This window comes from Microbacterium sp. IO18 (genome assembly GCF_049099505.1).
In the GTDB taxonomy this organism is placed as follows: Bacteria; Actinomycetota; Actinomycetes; order Actinomycetales; family Microbacteriaceae; genus Microbacterium; species Microbacterium aurugineum.
Map to the genome: position 1 here is coordinate 2405687 of NZ_JBMJAF010000001.1, position 20970 is coordinate 2426656.

A 20970-nucleotide genomic window follows, 5' to 3' on the forward strand; every position below is an offset into this window, starting at 1 on the left:
ATCCCGGCCCAGATTGATGACGATGGCGCATCAGATGTACGTGGATCGGGTATTGGACGCGCATTGATCGGTGATGGGAGGCTGGGACGGTGACCACTCTGATACTCCGCGAGGGCGCGGACCGGCTTCACGTCGAACTGAACCGTCCTGACGTGCGAAACGCGATCAACGACGACATGGTCGACGAACTTCACGCGGTATGCACGAGCCTGGAGCGAGAGCCCCGCATCCTGATTCTCACCGGAACCTCCACGCCCGAACGGGGTGTGTTCGCGGCTGGCGCAGACATCCGGCAGCTGCTCGAGCGCGGCCGCGACGAAGCGCTGGCCGGCATCAACTCCGGGCTGTTCACCCGTATCGCGCGGCTGCCTATGCCGGTGATCGCCGCGGTCGACGGGTTCGCGATCGGGGGCGGTGCGGAACTCGCGTACGCGGCCGACATCCGGATCGCGTCCACCCGCGCCGTGTTCGGCAACCCCGAGACGGCGATCGGAATCCTGGCCGCGGCCGGGGCGACCTGGCGGCTCGCCGAGCTGGTGGGGGAGCCGCTGGCCAAGGAGATCCTGTTCACGGGGCGCCGGCTGGACGCCGAGGAGGCGCTGCGGTGTGGGTTGGTGGCCTCGGTGCATGAACCCGACCAGTTAGCGGCCGCGGCGGATACCGTCGCCGATCGGATCGCTGGCCAGGATCCGCTCGCCCTCCGCCTCTCGAAGCGCGTGCTCGCTGCGCCGCGGGACGCCCACCCCCTTGTCGACGAACTCGCGCAGGCGATCCTGTTCGAGTCGGACGCCAAGACGCAGCTGATGACCCGATTCCTCAACCGTTCTCAGGAGACCCGATGATCACTGTTCCCTCCACCGTCGGCGTGATCGGGGGCGGCCGCATGGGCGCCGGTATCGCGCAAGTGTTCGCTCAGGCGGGCGCCCAGGTCACCGTGATCGAACGTGACCCGGCGGCGGCGGGCGCGGCCGCCGCGCGGTTGGCCGATGGGATCCGCAAGGCCGCGGAGCGGGATGCCTCGGTCGACGTCGACGCAATCGCCGGCCGCGTCGCGGCCAGCGCCGACTACGAGGCGCTGCGGAATGCCGAGCTCGTGATCGAAGCTGTCCCAGAGACATTCGCACTCAAGGTCGAGGCGATGCAGAGAGCAGAGGGGATCGTGGAGGAGTCGGCGTGGCTGGCCACGAATACCTCATCGTTGTCGGTGACAAGGCTCGCGGCGCAGCTGGCGAGGCCGGAGCGCGTGTGCGGACTGCACTTCTTCAATCCGGTGCCGCCCTCGTCACTCGTCGAGATCGTGCTGACGCCGTCGACCGACCCGGACCTGCGGCAACGGGCGGAGCAGTGGGTGACATCGCTGGGGAAGACCCCGATCGTCGTCAACGACGCGCCCGGCTTCGCGAGCTCCCGCCTGGGCGCGGCAATCGCGCTGGAAGCGATGCGGATGCTCGAAGAGGGGGTGGCCAGCGCTGAGGACATCGACACGGCGATGGTGCTGGGATACCGTCACGCGACAGGTCCGTTGCGCACCTCCGATCTTGTCGGGCTGGACGTGCGTCTCGGGATCGCCGAATACCTCTATGAGACGCTCGGCGAGCGGTTCGCCCCGCCGCAGATCCTCCGCGACAAGGTCGCGGCCGGGGAGCTGGGACGCAAGACGGGACGCGGCTTCTTCGACTACGCGTGAGTCGTGGCCGGCTGGACGCCCGGCGCGGTCACGCGCTGAGCACGATCCGGCCGGGCACGCCGCCCGCGGCGAGCCGGTCCAGCGCATCCTGCACCGCCGTCGCAGACAACTCCCCGTCGATGATCGGGAGATGCGGGAGCGCGCCGCGCCGCGCGAGCCCGACGAGCTCCTCGAGCTCGCCGAGGGACCCGACGAAGCTTCCGCGGATGGTGATGATCTTCAGAGTGAGCAACGCGGTGGGGATGACCAGCTCTCCGCCGAACAGCCCGACCTGAACCATCGTTCCGCCCTTGCGGAGCGCGGCGAACGCAGCGGGAGCTGTTGTGGAGTTGTTGACGAAGTCCACGATCGCCGCGACCGGCCCACCGGCGCCGGCGACGATGGCGGCGGCAAGGTCTTCCTGGCGGGCGGAGATCGTCGTGGTCGCTCCGAGCTGCCGCGCCAGTTCCAGATTGCGCTCCTGCAGGTCCACCGCGAGGACTGCTTCGTGGCCGAGCGCGCGCAGCGTGGCGATCGCCATCAACCCGACACCGCCGGCGCCTATCACCACGACCGGATCGGACGCGGTGGCCGGAAGGGCCTTGCGCGCGGCACTGTAGGCGGTCAGGCCGGAGCAGGCGAGAGTTGCGGCCCACCGCTCTTCGATCCCGGTGACGTCGAGGAGGTAACGGGGGTGCGGGACGAGGATAAACTCGGCATACCCGCCGTGGCGGGCGACGCCGAGGTTACGGGGCGAGGGGCACAGGTTCTCGTGACCTGCCTGGCATGCGTCGCAGGAGCCGTCGCCGATCCATGGGTAGACAAGGCGATGCTCACCCGGCGAGACCCCGTCGGCGTCGGGGCCGGCCGCTTCGACGACGCCGACGACCTCATGGCCGAGGACAAGCGGGTAGGTGACGCCCCGGTCGATCAGATTCAGACGCCCCCGGCTGCCGAGATCGTAGTACCCCTCACGCAGGTGCATGTCGGTGTGGCACACCCCGGACCGAACGACGCGCAGGAGCACTTCGGTGCCTTCGGGGGTTGGTGTCGGCAGTTCCACATCGGTCACCGTGTGGTCGTCTTGGAAGATCGCGAATGCGTGCATTGGTTGTCCTCGCCGTTGATGTACGCCCAGTGGACTCCACGCTTCCACTTCGTTCTGATTCTCTCCAATACCAAATGGCAGGCGGATTGATACCTGGCGACCCTTAGCCTCGATCCACCGATGAGCCGTGGGTGTGCCGGGGCGGCATGATCGGGGCGCGGTGACGCGTCGAGGGCAGGGTTGAGTTCCGGGCGTCGCATCCCGGTCGTCCACTTGGTCCTCGGTCGTGCCGCGTTGCGGCGATGGTCAGGTGGTCACCGTTGGCGGTGGCGCGTGCGTGGCTGTGAAGAGCCGGTCGAACGCGGTCTGCCATGGCCAGGCCTCGGGCAGGTGCAGCGTGATTCGGCGCGCGGAGCGCGCCAGCCGTGCGGGGACGTGGATCAGGGTGCGGCGGATCGTCGCGGTCGTTGCTCTCGCGAGCCGTCCCGCTCGGTCGGCGACGAGACCGGCAGCGCGGGTGAGGTTGAATGCGATCACGGCGATGACGAGCCAGGCGCTGTTCGCGGTGAACACCCCGGAGGGCAGGTGCGCGAGCGGCCCCGCTTTGAGGTCGGCGTGGACCTGCTCGATGATCGCGTGACCGCGGTGGGTCTTGTCCGCGGCCACCGTGTCCATCACCTCCTTCGCTGTGGTGGTGAAGAACGCGTGATGCCGGTAGACGTCGAACAGGGTCGGCTGCTCCACCTGTCTCGGGTTCAGATCGGGGATGCGCCGCACCACCAACCGTCCGGCGACCTGTTCCGCCTTCTTCCTCGAGCGGAACGCGGTGAACGGGACCTCGGCGACCTCGGCTTTGGAGATCAGCTGCCCGGTGGTCTCGTCACGGATCGCGTCGGTGTACTCGATCATCTCCCACGCATCATCCGGGATGGTCGCGATCGCGGCCTTCACCGCCGGGTCCATCCTCACGGTCACCGACACGTCGGCGCCCGCCTTGATCGCGGTGCCGACGGTCGCGTGTCCGTAGAACGCGGAGTCCGCCCGCAGCAACGGCCTGGCCCCGGTCGCGGCGCGGGTGCGGCGCAGGGTGGCGAGAGCATCGCCGACGATCCGCGCGGCCCCCTTCGGGGACCCGGTCTTCCCCTGCCGCAACCGCTGGGCCAGGATCACCGGCGCCGACGAGGTGGTCGATGCCGTGGCGAGGAGGGCGTTCAGCCCCCGGACGCCGGAGTACCCGAAACCGGCGCCCTGCTTCTGGTATCCGTGGACCTCGATGATGGTGTCGTCCAGATCCACCATCACCCGCTCGCCATCGCCTGCTCGGAGCAGCGGCGCGTCGACAGCGAGATTCGCGAACACCCGGGAGGCGACGGCGTCGAGCTGGCGGACGTGTCCGAACCGGAACTCCCGCAGGAACGACCCGAGCGTCGACGGCGCATACGTCCGGTCGAACAACCGGCCCATTCCGCCATGGCGGAGCAGGTTCATGTCGTCGATCGAGTCCGCCCCGGCGAGCATGCCCGCGACCAGTGCCATCACCTTCGCACCCGCGTTGGCGCCCTTATCCGTCGGGACGCTCAACCGCTCACGCGCGAGCTCGTCCAACCCCGCGGAACGCGCCAGGCGGAGCATCGGCACCAGCCCCGCGGCCGACACGAGATTCGGATCATCGAACACCGCAGACACTGCGGCGGGGGCGTGCTTGAATTGCATCTACGAGATGCCTCTCCGACCAGACGAACAGAACCCTAAGCAAGCTCTATTCTTCCTGATCAGAGGGGCATTTCTACGTCACGACGCTCGCTCAACGCCCCGTCCATCGGTGGATCGAGGCTTAGTCCTGCGGCGTCGGGAGGACGGATTCGGACAACCGGAGCACGGCGTGCAAGGCACGGTCGTCGCTGTCGCGCAGCCACGCCATCCGCAGCTCGACAGGTGCGACGTCGTCGGTCAGGCGCAGGAAGCGCAAGTGCGGGTCGGCGATGCTGTCGATCACCGAGGACAGGGTCAATGAGCAGCCGATCTCGGCGGAGACGAGGGACATCAGCGTCCACGAGTCCGGTGCGTGCTGGACGACATCGGCGTTGAACCCGGCGGCTCTACTCATCTGTCGCAGCCGCTCCAGCAGCAACGTGCCGGTCTGCGGTTGGAGCGACACGAACGGCTCACCCTCGAACTGCGCGATCGACACGGCACCGGCGTCGGCTAGACGGTGGGTCTCCGGGACGGCGATGACGAGTTCCTCGACAGCGATCACGCGGGTGCGCACGGCGGCGGGAATGTGGTCCCACCTGCCGAGGGCGATGTCGATGTCGCCGCGGGTGAGCAGCTGCATCGCCGGTTGGGCGAAGTGCTGACTGAGCAGCTCGAGGTGGATGCCTGGGTGGTTCTGGTTGACTGCTCGGGCGAGCAATCCGACCATCACGTTGGAGGACGCACCCGCGTACGCCAGACGGACGTGACCGATCTCGCCCGTCCCGGCTGCGCGGGCGACCCTGCTCACCCGGTCCAGCGCGTCCAGGACCTCCTGGGCGGGGGCGACGAGGGCCTCGCCCACCGAGGTCAGCGTTACCTTGCGGGTGCTCCGCTCGAACAGCCGCGCACCCAACTCCCGCTCCAGCTGCTGGATGCCGCGGCTGATCGGCGGCTGCGCCATATGCAGGCGCTCGGCTGCCCGTCCGAAGTGCAGTTCCTCGGCGACGGCGAGGAAGGTGCGCAGCTGCTGCAGATCCATCCAGGGATTATTGCATAATCCGTACCGATGGAAGGTGGATTGGCATACAAGTCTGGATGAGTCGGCCGGGGTCGCGCAGACCCCGGCCGACCGAGATCACTGCGCGGTATAGCCGCCATCCACGACATACTCGGCGCCGGTGACGAAGGAAGCCTCGTCCGAGGCGAGGAAGAGTACGACGTTCGAGACTTCCTCGGGCTGGCCGGGCCGGTCGAGGATCGTCGTGGACAGCACGGCTTTCGTCGACTCCGGCGTCGCCAGCAGCCCCGTGGTCATGGGGGTGGCGATGACACCGGGATGCACAGAGTTCACCCGGATGCCGTACTTGGCCAGGTCCACCGCGCTGGCCTTGGTCAGCAGCCGGACGGCGCCCTTTGACGCCTCGTACGCGGCGGCGCTCGGTGCGCCGATGATGCCGTAGATCGACGAGATGTTCACGATCGATCCCCCGCCTGCGCGGACCAGAGCAGGCACCGCGGCCTTGGTGCCGAGGAAGACACCCTTGGCGTTGATGCGGAAGATGAGGTCCCACTCCTCCTCTGTGGTCTCCTCGACGGGCTTGAGGATGAGCACCCCCGCGTTGTTGACCAGAATGTCGAGCCGGCCGAAACGCTGCTCGGCTTCTGCCACGATCTCGTCCCACCTCGCCGCGATCGCGACATCCTGCTCCAGCCCCACGACCGTCCCGCCGTCACGGTTCGCTTCGGCGACGGTGTGCTCGAGCCCGGCCGAGTCGACGTCGGTGGCGAGGACGCTCGCCCCTTCCTGGGCGAGGCGGCGCACATGTGCGCGCCCCATCCCGTTCGCCGCGCCGGTGACGATCGCGACCTTGCCTGCAAGCCTGCTACCCATGGGTTCTCCTTAGCCTCATTGCTGATCACGCCCAGGCGCGGGCCGCTCCCGGCCCCATCGCCTCGACACCACCAGGGTGGCGTCGAAATGGGGAGCCTCGAGTGTGCCGTTCTGGAACAGCCCTCGTTTCATGAGATTAGAGCATCAATACGTGCCTGATCAGGTATTGGACGGACATAAACGGCTGCTGGGAGTCTGGACGAACACGACGACTGAGGTGTTCCCGATGATGAAGAGCTCGCTCCCGGATGGCCGGACGGTGCAGGACGTGGCCGGTGGTCCTTTCGAGGGTCTCCTGGTCGCGGATTTCGGCCGGGTACTCGCTGGCCCCTACTGCACGATGCTGCTCGCGGACCTCGGGGCGACGGTCATCAAGGTGGAGAGTCCGCTAGGGGACGAGACACGCAGCTACCGGCCACCGGAGTACCGAGGCGAGTCGACCTACTTCCTCTCCATTAACAGGAACAAGCAGTCTGTGGTGCTGGACTTCCGCAACCCCGATGACCTTGTCCTCGCACAGCGTCTCGCGGCCCGAGCCGATGTGGTCACAGAGAACTTCAAACCCGGCGGGCTCCGGCGATTCGGCTTGGACTACGAGTCCGTCAAGCGGGAGAACCCCAGTGTGATCTATGCGTCGATCACCGGCTTCGGTACCGCGGGAGGCGCGGGGCTCGCCGGCTACGACCTGCTCGCACAGGCGCTGTCTGGACTGATGAGCGTGACCGGCGCGCCGAACACGGAAGGGTTCCGCGCGGGCGTCGCGGTGTTCGATGTGATCACCGGGTTGCACACGTGCATCGCGATCACCTCCGCCCTTTACCACCGACAGCGCTCGGGAGAGGGACAGCACGTCGAACTGAACCTGCTGTCCTCCGCATTGTCGGGCATGGTCAACCAGACCGGCGGGTTTCTGCTGAGCGGGCAGTCTCCGACCCGGATGGGCAATGACCACCCCAGTATCTACCCCTACGCACCGTTTCGCACCCATGACGGGGAACTGGTGCTCGCGATCGGCAACGACGCGCAGTTCGCTACGTTCTGCGACGCCATCGGGCTGCCGCAGCTGGCCGCAGACACTCGCTTCGCGTCCAACGCAGACCGCAGCGCGCACCGAGACGCCCTGCGCCCGCTGCTGACAGCGCGGCTGGTCACCAAGACCGCATGGGAGTGGTTCGACATCTTCAGCCCGTTGCAGGTCCCGTGTGCGCCGGTCCTGGATGTCCGTGGAGGCGTCGAGTTCGCTGCGAAGATCGGCCTGGAGCCCAGCGTCGCGGCCGGCACCGGCGACCACGCGGTGCCCACCATTCGCAACCCCATAACGTTCTCCCGCACCCCCGCGAGTTACCGCGCCGCGCCTCCTGCACTCGACCAGGATGGCGAGGCGGTCCGACGGTGGCTGCAAGTCGCGGAAGACGATGAAGACCACGTCGGCGATCGGGTTACCGTCCCGGCGATTCGGAAAGAGGGACGCTGAGAGATGACGATCACGAAGGCGGCACATCCGGTGGATACGGACTTTTATCAGATCGGTGATCTTCTCGGCGACGACGACCGCAATCTCATCACACGTGTGCGCGGATTCGTGGATTCCGAGGTCCTGCCAGTTATCAACGAGTACTGGGAGTTAGCGGACTTCCCTTACCAGATCCTCCCCGCACTGGGCGAGCTGGGAATCGTGGGCACCGCGATCCAGGGCTACGGCTGTCCGGGACTGACCCGACTGCAGACCGGCCTCGTCGCGATGGAACTGTCTCGTGGAGACGGGAGTGTGAACACGCTCAATGCCGTGCACTCGGGACTTGCGATGGGCAGCATCGCGTTGCTCGGCGACGACGAGCAGAAGCAGCGCTGGCTGCCCGAAATGGCAGCCCTCCGCAAGCTCGGCGCGTTCGCGCTGACCGAGCCCGATCACGGCTCCGACTCCGTCGCCCTGGAGACCACTGCCCGCCGCGACGGGAGCGCGTATGTCATAGACGGTGCCAAACGGTGGATCGGGCTCGGACACGTTGCGGACCTCGTCATCATCTGGGCCCGCGACACAGCGGATGCCAAAGTGAAGGCATTCGTGCTCGAGAAAGGCGCTGACGGACAGTATCCCGAGGGGTACTCTGCGGAGGCGATCACCGGGAAGATCGCTAAGCGCGCGATCCAGCAGGCGCACATCGAGATCTCCGGACTGAGGATCCCTGCCGGGAACAAGCTGGCGAAGTCGACCTCATTCCGTGACGTCTCCGCGATCCTCAACCGCACCCGCAGCACCGTCGCGTGGGAGGCGCTCGGGCACGCTCTCGCCGCGTACGAGGCAGCGGCGGTCTACGTCCAGGAACGTGTCCAGTTCGGCAAGCCCATCGCCAGCTTCCAGCTGGTGCAGAACAAGCTGGCCAACATGCTCGCCGATCTCACCGCGATGCAGTTGCTCTGCTTCCGCACAGCCACTCTGCAGGATGAAGGGCGACTGACGAACGAACAGGCCTCGCTCGCGAAGATGTTCACCGGCCAGCACGCGCGTGCACTCTGCCGGGATGCCCGCGACCTCCTCGGCGGCAACGGACTCCTTCTGGAGAACCACGTCGCCCGCCACCTCACCGACATGGAAGTCGTCCACACATATGAGGGGACCGACTTCATCCAGTCGCTCATCATCGGCCGCCAGATCACCGGAATATCGGCGTTCGCCTGACCCTCGGCCGACCACGGAAGGGAGCCCGCCATGACCGCGAGCTTTGTCTACGATGCTGTCCGCACCCCCTTCGGGCGGGCGGGTGGCGCGCTCAGCGGCATCCGGCCCGACGATCTCGCCGCAGTCGTCATGAAGGCGACCGTCGCGCGCATGGGCCTCGACCCCGCGCGCATCGATGACGTGATCTTCGGCGATGCGAACCAAGCAGGAGAGGACAACCGCGACGTCGCCCGTTTCGGGGCGCTGCTGGCAGGCTTCCCCACCAGTGTCACCGGCGTGACCGTCAACCGACTCTGCTCGTCGTCGCTGGAAGCGGTGATCCAGGCCGCCCGCGCTGTCGAGACCGGCGACGCCGGTCTCGTGCTCGCCGGCGGAGTGGAGTCGATGAGCCGGGCGCCGTTCATCGTGGAGAAGTCGCCGAGGCCGTGGCCGGCGGTCGGTAACCAGACACTGTGGAACACCTCCATCGGGTGGCGGATGACCAACCCGAAGCTGCCGAAGCAGTGGACCATCTCCAATGGAGAATCGGCGGAGAAGATCGCCCGAGAGTGGGGAATCTCCCGAGATGCCCAGGACGAGTTCGCCGTGCGCTCTCACCGGCTGGCAGCTAAAGCGTGGGCTGACGGGGTCTACGATGGCGAGATCGTGCACGTGCCAGGGGCCGACCTGGCACGCGACGAGGGCATCCGGGACGACACTTCCGTGGACAAGCTCGCCGGGCTTACTCCGCTGTTCGCGCGCGACGGCGAAGGCACCGTCACCGCCGGCAACTCCTCGCCGATCAACGACGGCGCTTCCGCCGTTCTGATCGCCGCGGAGGGTGCGCTGCCCGGCGAGCCACTCGCGCGGATTGCGGGACGCGGGGCGCATGGCGTCGATCCGCATCTGTTCCCGATCGCGCCGATCGAGGCGGCGAACAAGGCGCTCGCACGCGCCGGCCGGTCCTGGGCCGATGTCGACGTGGTCGAGCTCAACGAGGCGTTCGCTTCACAGTCGCTCGCATGCGTCGCCGGGTGGCCTGAACTTGATCCTGAGCGGGTCAACATCCACGGCGGAGCGCTGGCCATCGGCCATCCGCTGGGCGCTTCGGGGGGCCGCATTCTCGGGCATGCCGCGCATGAGCTTGCGCGACGCGGAGGCGGCGTCGCCGTCGTGGCGATCTGCATCGGCGTGGGTCAAGGCCTCGCCGTCGTGCTGGAACGGTGACAGTGAGACCGCGAGCATCCGTTCGTGGTGGGGTCATTGGCAGTCCCAGAGTCAACCGAAGCTTCAGCATTCCCCTCCGACGTTCTTCCTCGACGGTGAGATGCTCGAGCTCGGCCAGCTGCAGTGACCTCCAGCGCTCTCGCCGCCGTGACAGGCCGCTGACCAGACAGGGTCGGCGCGTCAGAGAGCGGTGTAGGAATCCGCCATTTCCCGTGGAATCCTGAGTCCGGGACCACCGCCAACTAGCGTGGAATCCCTGGGGTTATCCGCCATCTCGAGCGGGAACCTACACAACTGACGGTAGGTTCCGGGTGAACTTGGCAAAATCCACCGCTACTTGTCAGTCACTTGGCAGTACTGCCAAGTAGCGAGGTTCCGCGAGGCTCACTTGCAACGGGACGAGCGCGGGATGTCGGAGGCTGTGAGTCGCGACCTGGAGGAACGGGGTCCAGACGAAAGTCGGACATCATCGGGCGGCGCCGGTGCGATTCATCGCGCGTCTGCTTATGCCGTCGCATGTCGGGCGGTGCATGACACTGCCCTGCTCAATGAACTGCTCCGCGACAACGTCACCACCTCTTACGACGGACTATCGCCGCAGATGCAGACCTTGATCGAATCTACCCGAGGTACGAAACGTCGAGCCACGTTCGTCCTTCAGACGGCTTTCGATGGCGGCGACGCGGCGGCTCGCGCAGCCAAGATTCCACCGCTTCTCTGGCCGGAGTGGACCGCTCACCTTGCACCTCGACGCGTTGACCGCACCATTGCGGCGGCGGCACTGTCCGCAGCGATCGTGTTGGCAGGAAGCAGGCTCACCCACGCTGCGAGCCTGGGCTTGATCGATAGGGAAGCGCCGAGCCGCCGAGTGACCAACGTGATGCGTTCGCTCGGCAGGAGCGGTGCCGAAACCGAAACCCTGCCGACGATCCTGTAGCTTGCTCAGTTCCTGGATGCGGTCGATACGCCCATCGACTATGCCCGGCGACGTTCGCTCGACTACACGGAATTGCTGCCGCCAGAGGAGTGGGAGCGGATCGCAATCGCGCAGAATGTCCATTCCGGCTTCCCGCGACGAGGTGTACTCGCTCGCGCGCACGTGCACCGTTTGCTGAGCGGTGATCGAGTCCAACGCCTTCCGCCGCTGGACAGCGCGACGGAACTCGTTACCGACTCGGAACTCGACGGATTCATACGGAACGCGCCCTCTCGGGTGCTTTCCACTCTTGAAGAAGTCGGGGCGTCGTATCTGGACCGCCTCGGCATCGACGAGCCGGTGTCGTGGCATCCGACTCCGAGCGCGCTTGGCTTAGAATCGTTCGCCGTTCAAGCAGGTGACCGCGAATGGGTCGCGCGGCGTCCGATGCGCGGTGCGAGCGGCGGTCCCGAGGACATCGCGATCACCACGGCACACGACGAGGGCCTTTCGATACGTGCCACCGCGGTCAAGCTCGGACTCTCGCGTCAGAGTGTCGCTCGGACTCGAGACGCGCACAGTATCCCCTCGAGGCCGGGCCGCCAGCCGCGATACCGCGTAAAGACCGAGTGGCTACGCGAGCAGTACGAGACGGAACGACGGACCGCGGCGAGCATTGCTCGCGAGCTCGGCTGCAGTCCGACGACGATCCGGAGATACCTCCGCGTGGCGGGACTGACGAAGGGGCGACGTAGCTAGCGATGTCGTCCGGGCGGCACATCACGATTCGCGTTCCGTGCGCCAGGATAGGGAGACGAGGCCCGACTGGTCTCGTCGAGCTGTCAGGAGTCCCCGCCGTTGGTCAATCACGTCAACTTCATCTGGAACATCGCGGAGTCGTTGCGCGGCCCGTTCAAGCCCGCGGAGTACGGATCGGTTGTCCTTCCGTTCACTGTGTTGCGGCGTCTAGATGCTGTGCTTGCGGAGACTAAGCCGAAGGTACTCAACGTCGCGAAGGCGACGGAGGCGATCCCCGACATGCTGCGGCACCTGCGGCTGACCGAGGCTGCGGGCCACCAGTTCTACAACACCAGCTCATTCGACTTCGCGAAACTCGTCGCAGACCCGCAAGACCTCCGCGCCAACCTGTCGGCGTACTTGGCCGGATTCTCCGAGAACGTGCGTGACATCTTCGAACGCTTCGAGTTCGACAAGACGCTCAACAAGTTGGCAGAGAAGAACAAGCTCTACGCGGTGATGGAGAAGTTCGCGCAGGCCGACTTCCACCCGAAGGTCGTCAGCAACATCCAGATGGGCCTGGTGTTCGAGGAGCTCATCCGGTGGGCGAACGAGCGCTCGAACGAGACCGCGGGCGATCACTATACGCCGCGCGAGGTAATCGCGCTGATGGTGCAGCTGCTGTTCGCGCTCGACGATGACGCACTCTCTAAGCAGGGCGTCGTGCGTTCCATCTACGACCCGACCGCCGGCACCGGCGGCATGCTCTCCGTTGCCGACGAGTACCTGCGCCGGATGAACCCTGGCATCCAGCTCAGCCTCTACGGGCAGGACTACAACGACGCCTCCTACGCGATCTGCAAAGCCGACATGGTCATCAAGGGCCAGGATGTCGACAACATTGCCCTCGGCGACACCCTCACCGAGGATGCATTCGACGGCAAGAAGTTCGACTACGGACTCTCCAACCCACCATTCGGCGTCGACTGGAAAGACCAGCGCACGTACGTCGACGAGGAGCACGCGCGGCTTGGCTTCAACGGCCGCTTCGGCCCCGGAACGCCCGCGGTGAGCGACGGTGCGATGCTGTTCCTGCTTCACCTGGTGTCGAAGATGCGCAAGAAGGAGGATGGTGGTTCGCGCGTCGCGATCGTGTTGAACGGGTCGCCGCTGTTCTCCGGTGGCGCGGGCGGGGGTGAATCGAACATCCGCAAGTGGCTGCTCGACAACGACCTCGTCGAGGCGATCATCGGACTGCCGAAGGACATGTTCTACAACACCGGCATCTCTACCTACATCTGGGTGCTCAGCAACCGCAAGACCGATGAGCGCAAGGGCCACGTGCAGCTGATCGACGGACGCGAGATGTTCACCAAACTGCGCAAGGGGCTCGGCTCGAAGCGCAACGAGCTCTCGGCCCAGGACATCGAAACCATCGTGGGGCTGTACGCCGGCTTCGAAGATGGCGAGAACTCGAAGATCTTCCGCAACGAGGACTTCCTCTACCGCACCATCACCGTCGAGCGACCGCTGAAGCTCAACTGGCAGGCGACGCCAGAGCGTATCGACGCGGTCTTCGGGGCGAAGACCGTGCAGAAGTTGAGCGAGGCGGACGCTATCGCGTTGCGTCGCGTGCTCGAGTCTCTGGGCGGCGACACCGTGTGGAAGAACCGGACCTTGTTCCACAAGTCGCTGAAGGTTGCCGCGAAGGCCGAAGGCATCGCGATCACGGGGCCTCTGCTGAAGACCGTCACGGCGGAGCTCGGCGAGCAGGATGATACTGCCGACGCCTGCCTGGACGCCAAAGGCAAGGTCGAGGCGGACGCTTCGTTACGCGACACCGAAAACGTGCGGTGGGACGAGGACGTCGACAATTACGTCCGGCGTGAGGTGTCGCCGTACGCGCCGGATGCCTGGATCGACCATGCCAAGACCAAGGAGGGCGCGGAGATCCCCTTCACCCGCCACTTCTACCGGTACATGCGGCCACGTCCACTGGAGGAGATCGATCGTGATCTTGAGTCCGTGATGGACGAGCTTCGCGCGATGCTTCTCGAGGTCGAGCGGTGAAGTCGCGCACCGTTGCTAGTTGGCCAAAGACGACGTTCGGACGTCTGGCCCGCATCGGAAATGGCGCTGACTATAGTGGCGTCGAAGTTGAACACGGCGGTTACCCGGTCTACGGCTCTGGTGGCGAGTTTCGTCGGGCTTCGAGTTATCTGTTCGACGGCGAGTCAGTGCTGTTCGGACGCAAGGGCACCGTGGATCGGCCACTGCACGTTTCCGGAAAGTTTTGGACCGTCGACACGATGTTCTATAGCGTGATCGACCGATCGAGACTGCTGCCTCGATTTGCCTACTACTGGGCGACGACTCTTCCGTTCAGAGCGTGGGCGACGGACACGGCATTGCCGAGCATGACTTCGTCGGCGATCAAGGCCGCACCAATCATGCTCCCGCCCATGATGGAACAGCGGGCGATCGCGGACTATCTGGACCGGGAGACGGCGCAGATCGACGCGTTCATCGCGAAGAACGAGGAACTCATCGCCCTCCTCACTGAGCGCCGCGCATCATCGATCGTCGAACTGATCGGCAGCCATGAAACGATTCCCCTCAAGCGATTGGTTTCGCCGAGGCGACCGTTAACCTACGGGATCCTGCAATGCGGGGAACCTGTCGAGAACGGTATTCCGTACATTGGTCCCTCTGATCTCCCCGGTGAGGGTGTCTCGCCCGTTCTCGCATCCCTTCGGCGCACCACTCCGGAGATCGCGGCCGCATATAGGCGGTCAGTCCTCGCGGGCGGCGATATCGTCGTGTCGATCGGTCCGGCTTTTGGCCGGGTGGGTTTGCTCTCTGACGATCTGGCTGGTGCTAACCTAACGCAGGACACCGTCCGTGTAGCGGCGATGCCTGAGAAGATTGACGCGCACTACCTGGTCTGGGTGCTTAGCTCGCGAATCGCAGACGACTTCTGGGACTATGAGATCCTCGGTGCAACGTTCCGCCGGCTCAATCTTGGGACGCTCGGCGAGACGCCGATTCCACTCCCGTCAGTCGATGAGCAGCAAAGAATCGCGGGAATGGTTGATGATGCCGTTGCCAAGATCGACACCGCGATAAATGTTGCAAGGCAAGCCGTCAAACTTGCCAGTGAGCGTCGTACCGCTCTTATCTCGGCGGCAGTCACGGGCAAGATTGATGTGAGGGAGGCGGCATGACTGGGCCCGCTGGTGCGCACCTCGAGTCGGTGCTAGAGACCGAGATCGCGACCTACCTGGCTGTAAGCGGCTGGCTCTATTCGCCAACCGATGCTGGCTATGACCGCGAGCTCGCGCTCTTCCCAGATGATGTTCTTGGCTGGCTCGCGGAGTCGCAACCGACCGAGTTCGCGAAGGTCGTGCGTCCGGACGACTCCGAGGCACAGCGCGAAGCGGCATCCCGCAGCATCCTGACTCGCTTCGCAAAATCACTCGACAACGACCCGATGAAGAACGGCGGTACGATCCGTATCCTCCACGAGGGGTTCTCGATGGTGCCACTGCACGGTGGTGCGGTGAAGTTCCGGATGGCGCAGTTCCGTCCAGCGACGGCGAACAACCCCGAGACGCTCGCTGACTACGCGAAGATGCGGGTGCGGGTGATGCGCCAGGTGCACTATTCGACGAAGCATCCGAACAAGGCGCTCGACCTGGTGCTGTTCGTCAACGGCATCCCGGTGGCGACGGTCGAGCTCAAGACAGACTTCACGCAGCCGATCAGCAACGCGGTCACCCAGTACCGATTTGACCGTAACCCGGCGGGTGAGCCGCTGTTCTCGTTCGCGAAGCGGTCGCTCGTACACTTCGTCGTGTCGAACAACGAGGTGCGGATGACGACGAAGCTCGCCGGCGCCGGCACTCGCTTCCTTCCGTTCAATCAGGGACACGACCAGGGTGCGGGCAACCCGCCGAACCCGGCAGGCTCGGCATCCTCCTACTTCTGGGAAGAGCTGCTGCAGCGGGACGCCTGGCTGCAAGTGGTTGGATCGTTCGTCCACCTGCAAGTCGAGGTCGATGTCGATCCCGACACGGGCAAGAAGACGCGCACCGAGAAGATCCTGTTCCCGCGCTATCACCAGTGGCGTGCCGTCAATAGGCTCGTGGAAGCCGCACGTACAGAGGGCGCGGGTAACCGCTACCTGGTGCAGCACTCCGCGGGCTCTGGGAAGACGAACTCGATCGCCTGGCTCGCTCATCGGCTCTCGCAGCTGCATGATGAGCAGAGCGAGAAGGTCTTCGACACGGTCGTGGTCGTCACCGACCGCACGGTGCTGGACAAGCAACTCCAAGACGCGATCGGTCAGTTCGAGAAGCACGCCGGCGTGGTGCAATCGATCACTCGCGAGAGCGGGGAGTCGAAGTCGACGGAGCTTGCGGCCGCGCTTTCTGGTGGCAAGCAGATCGTGATCGTGACGATCCAAACTTTCGAAGCGTTGATCACGGCGATTCAGTCCAAGCCGGAGCTGCAGGGGCGGCGGTTCGCGGTGATCGCGGACGAGGCTCACTCGTCGCAGACCGGATCGACGGCGGGGGCACTTACGAAGGTGCTCTCGCCGCAGGAGCAGGCCGCCGTGGCTGAGGGTGCTCCGATTGACTCGGAGGCGTACCTGCAGTGGGCGATGGAGGTCACCGCCAACGCATCGAACATCTCGTACTTCGCGTTCACCGCGACGCCGAAGGCCAAGACGCTGGAGCTGTTCGGTCGGACCCCTGAAGGTGCAGAGACGCCGGAGCCGTTCGACCTGTACTCGATGCAGCAGGCGATCGAAGAGGGCTTCATCCTCGACGTGCTGCAGAACTTCACGCCCTACAAGGTCGCGTGGCAACTGCAACATCCGGGAGCGGACTACGACGGGCCAGGCGAAGTCGACGAGTCGACGGCGGTGAAGGCACTGGTGCAGTATGTGCGACTTCATCCGACGAACATCAGCCAGAAGGCGAAGATCGTCGTCGATCACTTCCGCGCGTTCGCGCAGCCGCTGCTGGACGGCAAGGCGAAGGCAATGGTGGTCACCGGCTCCCGCAAGGAGGCGGTGCGCTGGAAGAAGTATCTTGACACGTACCTGTCCGACTCGCGCATTCAGGGTGTCAAGGCGCTCGTCGCGTTCTCCGGCACGGTCGAAGATCCCGAGGATGTCGGCGAGGGTCTGACAGAGAAGACCCAGAACCCGGGCCTGTGGACGTCGGATCTGGCCGCGGCGTTCAAGCCTTCGACGTACAACGTGATGATCGTGGCGGAGAAGTTCCAGACTGGCTTCGACCAGCCGCGACTCGTTGCAATGTACGTGGACCGCAAGCTCGGCGGCGTGCAGGCCGTTCAGACGCTCTCGAGGCTCAATCGCACGTACCCGGGCAAGGACAAGACGTTCGTGCTGGACTTCGTGAACGAGCCCCTCGAGATTCTCGATGCGTTCAAGGACTACTACCGCAAGGCGACGCTGACAGCGACGACGGACCCGAACCTGATCTACGACCTGGTGACGAAACTCGACGGGGCCGGTATCTACACGATGGCCGAGGTCGCGCAGGCATTCGACGCCGCCTTGGCTGGTGGAGTGAATGCGAATAGCGCAGTCAGTGCTGCGACGGCGCCTGCGGTGGATCGGTTCTCGAAGCGTTGGTTTAGCGCGGTTACCGACGGGGATGCTGCGGAGCAGGAAGAGCTCAAGCTGTTCAAGAGCGACGCGGGCCAGTACGTGAAGTTCTACGACTTCATCTCGCAGGCGCGAAACCTCGAGGACACCGATCTGCCTCGGCGGCACTACTTCCTGCGGCGTATCCTGCCGCAGTTGTCGACGGCGACCTACGAGGAGCCGGTCGACATCTCCAAGGTGCAGCTCACGGAGTACAGCATCGCGCCCGGGGATTCCGTGAAGCTCAACCTGGAGCAGGGGCCGGGACTCGACCCGATCACCGCGATCGGTTCCGGCGCGATTCACGAGAAGCACCGCAGCGCCCTCGAGGAGATCATTGGCAAGCTCAACGAGCGCTTCGGCGACAAGTACGGGATCGGCGCAGTCGACCTCACCGTCAACCACATCATGGGCAAGCTCGCCGTCGACTACGACCTCGCGCGACAGGCCGAGGTGAACACACCGCAGCAGTTTGCGGAGTCGCCCGCGCTGCCGAAGGCGTTCGCGAAGGCTGTTATCGAGGTGCGGGATGAAACGCCGTTGCTTGTGGATGACATGCTCAGCGATAGTGGGCTGTTCGCGCAGCTGAGTAAGGCGCTGCCGGCGATGTTGTACGAGTTCCTGAAGGACAAGCAGGCGTGAGCGGCCCCGGCCGCAAAGGTAGAGAAGCCAATGCACCGCGATCGGCGAGTGAACCACACGCCGTTCGATTAGAGAACACCGGCCGGTGCCGCTGCGCTGGTTGCGTTCGGCCCAGTTGTGTTCGTGATGGTTCCCAAAGAAGTGGCGTGTTGCGGACTTCGAAGGTGAGGGCGGTACATGATTCAGTTTGAGGACCACGGTGACGACGTGGTGTTGGCTTACCGGCCAGACCGAAGCCCAGCCGATTGGCTCGACCAAAAGTTGGACGCGGACGGCAGCTACAGGCTCGCACATACGTTCACACTCCGAAAGCAGGATCTGCTAACGGTCGGCGGCGATGACGAATGGGATGATTCCGAAGTTCGCCGCTTCGTTATTGGCGTACACGACGGTAGGTACCGCCGGATCCGGGCCAGTTCATTGGGGCTGAAGCACGACGTGCTGATCGATAGCGGCCTTGGCTTGACTCGGAAGATGTTCATCGCCCAGCAGAACATCTCGATCTTCTGGCGCATAGACGAGCTGTCCGACGAAGAAGTCGTAATTGGGGGAGATAGGGAGGGAGCGATACCCAAGGAGGAGTTCGTCCGGCTGCTCAACGATTTCCCAACGACGACTGAGATGAGGCTCTATTCATATTCGCGCGTGACGCGGATCCTTCAAGAGCACATGGACACGATGAGCGACGCGGAGGCGAAGCTCGCGGATCATTTCGAGCGTCGACGACGTTCGCGCGCGAACACCCCTACTGTCGTGGACGAGCGGCTCCCGGTGGCCAACGAGCTGGAACTGGAGAAGTTCACGTTTGTCCGGGATCGCGTGGCCGAGATGCTTCGCGATGCCGAATCATACTCCGAGGCGGAATGGCAGCGTACGGTGGCCGACCTTTTCCTCTTGATCTTCCCGCAATACGTCGCGGTGCTGCAGAAAGTACGAGTCAAGGAGAGCTACTCGCGGAGCCCGAGTGTGAGCACACGCGAGCTTGATTTGGTCCTGATCGCGGCGAACGGCACCGCTGACATCCTCGAAATCAAGAAGCCATTTTCCAATGGCCTGATGTCAGCGCGGAAGTATCGCGACAACCACGTTCCCGTTCGGGAGCTCTCAGGCACCATCGTCCAAGTTGAGAAGTATCTCTTCTATCTCGGCAAGTCGGGGCCTGATGGGGAGAAAATGATCACGGAGAAGCATGCGGCAGAGCTGCCAAGCGGGCTGAAGGTTCAGATCACCAATCCGAAGGCGTATGTGCTTTCAGGGCGAGACACCAACTTCACCGACCAACAGGCCTTTGATTTTGAGTTCGTTCGCCGGAAGTACTCAAACTTGGTCGACATCATCACATACGACGACCTGCTCAGGCGGCTCGACAACATCCTGCGCTCGTTAAGGAAGCGGATGGACGTCGACGAAACAGCGGGTGACGAGGCGCGTGGCGATGATACTGGCCCTCAAGGGGAACCTAGCGTTTAAGAGGGTTGCCTCGTCTGGTCAATTTCGTGATGCTGCTCACCACGTGACCGCGGGGAGTGAGCTGCGTTCGAAGACCATTGTCCTCAAAAACATGGGCCGCCCCTGGAAGTGCTTCCCTCGCCAACGGCCGGAGCGCGTTCGGGTTGTGGAATACGGTGAGTCCGTCCACCCAGTCCTCTTCGTAGCCTTCCGTGACGGGCGCACTGAACGGGATCTCTTTGCCCGAGTTGTCCAACGCGAAGCGAGTGCCCTCATGGACGGCGGTCACGGATTCATCGCCCATGCCCGCTGAGATGCCCATGCGGTTGAATTTGCTCAGCGTCCCGCCGGCATTGAACATGACAGCGCTGATGTGCTCGGAGTCGGGCAGGCTGAAGAACCCCGAGGGGACCTCCTTCTTGCCCCACACGTGCGACTTGACCGGCACCTCGACCTTCTGAGCGACGCCTTCATGCTCGACCAGGTCAATGCGCACCCCATACAGGTACTCGTAGAGCGCCGACTGGCTGTACGTCATCGACAGCTCGCCGTGGAAATCTTGGATCGCGATGGAGAAAGGGATTTCCTCGATACCCTTGCGCTCCCAATAGCGCTTCTGAAGTTTCGCGTAGAGCGGTCCGGAGAATCGCGTGGGCAAGTACTCGTGAACGTACGCGTGTAGTTCGGCCTCGTTTGTGGGCACGGTCGCGACATTCGGGGCGGATGGCTCGTTTGCCGTGGTGGCCTCCACGTAGAAGCTACCGTCGAGGCCGTGAGCGAGAAAGTCTGGTGCGGGCTTCGGCTGCTCCACTATGTAGCCGGACTCGCGAAGCATGGCCCAGACGTACAGCTCCCAGATTCTGGCGTCGAAGGCCGTCGTCTGGAATTCGCGGACGAACGTTCCATCCTGATTCTCGTACCACCGCATCATGAGCTGGATCAGTCGACGAGCACCGATCGCGGCCGGTTCCTCACGAAGGTACCGGAAGTTTCGGTGCCACAGATGTTCCGACGTGGTGGTGGCGAAGAAGTCGACAGCAGGCGCTTCGTCGCCCTGTTCGCGTGCGACATCATAGTTCGTGTGAACCGCGACCATGCCGTTGGCCGTGGCTTCGATTGCTTCGCGCACATTCGCGTGCGGACCGAGATTCATGACGCTGCGATAGCGCCCAGCGAGATCTGGGGCGAGAATAGCGCTCCAGAGATCCTTGTCGGTGCGGTCTAGGAATACGGTGGCCAAGACCGCTCCGGGCTTGAGCTCCATCCACTCGACTTCCGCGACGAGGACGCTGGCCATCGGACCACGCGTCCAACCGACGAATGCATTGAACCGCCGATCGCTTATCGCGTGAATTTCGACTG

General features: G+C 64.5%; 15 protein-coding genes. 10 read left to right on the top strand and 5 right to left on the bottom strand.

Going from position 1 to position 20970, the window contains the following annotated elements:
• Positions 1–89 precede the first annotated feature (89 nt).
• Both ACLF6J_RS11465 and ACLF6J_RS11470 read left to right on the top strand, forming a co-directional pair.
• Positions 90–842 carry an enoyl-CoA hydratase/isomerase family protein gene (locus tag ACLF6J_RS11465; RefSeq protein WP_135950161.1) on the top strand — a complete coding sequence of 251 codons (753 nt, stop codon included), beginning with the start codon at positions 90–92 and terminating at the stop codon, positions 840–842.
• Complete coding sequence (locus ACLF6J_RS11470) at positions 839–1687, top strand: 3-hydroxyacyl-CoA dehydrogenase family protein (RefSeq protein WP_005054991.1); 849 nt, start codon at positions 839–841, stop codon at positions 1685–1687. Before ACLF6J_RS11465 ends, ACLF6J_RS11470 begins: the two co-directional genes overlap by 4 nt.
• A gap of 28 nt (positions 1688–1715) precedes the next feature.
• Here ACLF6J_RS11470 and ACLF6J_RS11475 read toward each other — a convergent pair whose 3' ends face one another.
• The 4 genes from ACLF6J_RS11475 to ACLF6J_RS11490 form a co-directional block, all read right to left on the bottom strand.
• A complete protein-coding gene (locus ACLF6J_RS11475) occupies positions 1716–2774 on the bottom strand; it encodes an alcohol dehydrogenase (RefSeq protein WP_005054993.1) in 1059 nt (352 codons plus the stop codon).
• Positions 2775–3020: 246 nt separating this feature from the next.
• Positions 3021–4427, bottom strand: a complete 1407-nt coding sequence (locus ACLF6J_RS11480; RefSeq protein ID WP_135950160.1) for an IS1380 family transposase — start codon at positions 4425–4427, stop codon at positions 3021–3023.
• 121 nt (positions 4428–4548) lie between these two features.
• Entirely contained in the window at positions 4549–5448 is a 900-nt protein-coding gene (locus ACLF6J_RS11485) for a LysR family transcriptional regulator (protein WP_135950159.1), read from the bottom strand.
• A gap of 96 nt (positions 5449–5544) precedes the next feature.
• Positions 5545–6300: an SDR family NAD(P)-dependent oxidoreductase gene (locus ACLF6J_RS11490; protein ID WP_135950158.1), complete on the bottom strand. Its 756-nt coding sequence runs from the start codon at positions 6298–6300 to the stop codon at positions 5545–5547.
• A 151-nt stretch (positions 6301–6451) separates the two neighbouring features.
• Between ACLF6J_RS11490 and ACLF6J_RS11495 the strand changes: the two genes are divergently transcribed.
• From ACLF6J_RS11495 to ACLF6J_RS11530, 8 genes are all read left to right on the top strand, one after another.
• Positions 6452–7774, top strand: coding sequence for a CaiB/BaiF CoA transferase family protein (locus ACLF6J_RS11495; RefSeq protein WP_228179441.1), 1323 nt, complete (start codon positions 6452–6454; stop codon positions 7772–7774).
• Between the two features lie 3 nt (positions 7775–7777).
• On the top strand, positions 7778–8980 hold the full coding sequence (locus tag ACLF6J_RS11500; protein ID WP_135950157.1) for an acyl-CoA dehydrogenase family protein: 1203 nt from the start codon (positions 7778–7780) through the stop codon (positions 8978–8980).
• Positions 8981–9010: 30 nt separating this feature from the next.
• Entirely contained in the window at positions 9011–10186 is a 1176-nt protein-coding gene (locus tag ACLF6J_RS11505) for a thiolase family protein (RefSeq protein ID WP_005055005.1), read from the top strand.
• A 526-nt stretch (positions 10187–10712) separates the two neighbouring features.
• Positions 10713–11123 (top strand): hypothetical protein, encoded by a 411-nt coding sequence (locus ACLF6J_RS11510; RefSeq protein ID WP_134352549.1) that lies wholly within the window; start codon positions 10713–10715, stop codon positions 11121–11123.
• An 837-nt stretch (positions 11124–11960) separates the two neighbouring features.
• The gene (locus ACLF6J_RS11515; protein WP_134352548.1) at positions 11961–13910 is read left to right on the top strand and encodes a type I restriction-modification system subunit M; all 1950 of its coding nucleotides are present in this window, start codon (positions 11961–11963) and stop codon (positions 13908–13910) included.
• On the top strand, positions 13907–15064 hold the full coding sequence (locus tag ACLF6J_RS11520; RefSeq protein ID WP_134352547.1) for a restriction endonuclease subunit S: 1158 nt from the start codon (positions 13907–13909) through the stop codon (positions 15062–15064). Before ACLF6J_RS11515 ends, ACLF6J_RS11520 begins: the two co-directional genes overlap by 4 nt.
• Complete coding sequence (locus ACLF6J_RS11525; protein WP_134352546.1) at positions 15061–18159, top strand: type I restriction endonuclease subunit R; 3099 nt, start codon at positions 15061–15063, stop codon at positions 18157–18159. Before ACLF6J_RS11520 ends, ACLF6J_RS11525 begins: the two co-directional genes overlap by 4 nt.
• 177 nt (positions 18160–18336) lie before the next feature.
• Positions 18337–19629 carry a Shedu immune nuclease family protein gene (locus ACLF6J_RS11530; RefSeq protein ID WP_134352545.1) on the top strand — a complete coding sequence of 431 codons (1293 nt, stop codon included), beginning with the start codon at positions 18337–18339 and terminating at the stop codon, positions 19627–19629.
• Here ACLF6J_RS11530 and ACLF6J_RS11535 read toward each other — a convergent pair.
• On the bottom strand, positions 19619–20905 hold the full coding sequence (locus ACLF6J_RS11535) for a hypothetical protein (RefSeq protein WP_134352544.1): 1287 nt from the start codon (positions 20903–20905) through the stop codon (positions 19619–19621). The genes ACLF6J_RS11530 and ACLF6J_RS11535 overlap by 11 nt on opposite strands.
• Between the last annotated feature and the right edge of the window lie 65 nt (positions 20906–20970).

Coding starts and splice junctions, on each gene's coding strand:
- ACLF6J_RS11470 (WP_005054991.1), top strand. CDS start 839: ATGATCACTGTTCCCTCCACCGTCGGCGTGATCGGGGGCGGCCGCATG.
- ACLF6J_RS11475 (WP_005054993.1), bottom strand. CDS start 2,774: ATGCACGCATTCGCGATCTTCCAAGACGACCACACGGTGACCGATGTG.
- ACLF6J_RS11480 (WP_135950160.1), bottom strand. CDS start 4,427: ATGCAATTCAAGCACGCCCCCGCCGCAGTGTCTGCGGTGTTCGATGAT.
- ACLF6J_RS11485 (WP_135950159.1), bottom strand. CDS start 5,448: ATGGATCTGCAGCAGCTGCGCACCTTCCTCGCCGTCGCCGAGGAACTG.
- ACLF6J_RS11490 (WP_135950158.1), bottom strand. CDS start 6,300: ATGGGTAGCAGGCTTGCAGGCAAGGTCGCGATCGTCACCGGCGCGGCG.
- ACLF6J_RS11500 (WP_135950157.1), top strand. CDS start 7,778: ATGACGATCACGAAGGCGGCACATCCGGTGGATACGGACTTTTATCAG.
- ACLF6J_RS11505 (WP_005055005.1), top strand. CDS start 9,011: ATGACCGCGAGCTTTGTCTACGATGCTGTCCGCACCCCCTTCGGGCGG.
- ACLF6J_RS11525 (WP_134352546.1), top strand. CDS start 15,061: ATGACTGGGCCCGCTGGTGCGCACCTCGAGTCGGTGCTAGAGACCGAG.
- ACLF6J_RS11530 (WP_134352545.1), top strand. CDS start 18,337: ATGATTCAGTTTGAGGACCACGGTGACGACGTGGTGTTGGCTTACCGG.
- ACLF6J_RS11535 (WP_134352544.1), bottom strand. CDS start 20,905: ATGGCCAGCGTCCTCGTCGCGGAAGTCGAGTGGATGGAGCTCAAGCCC.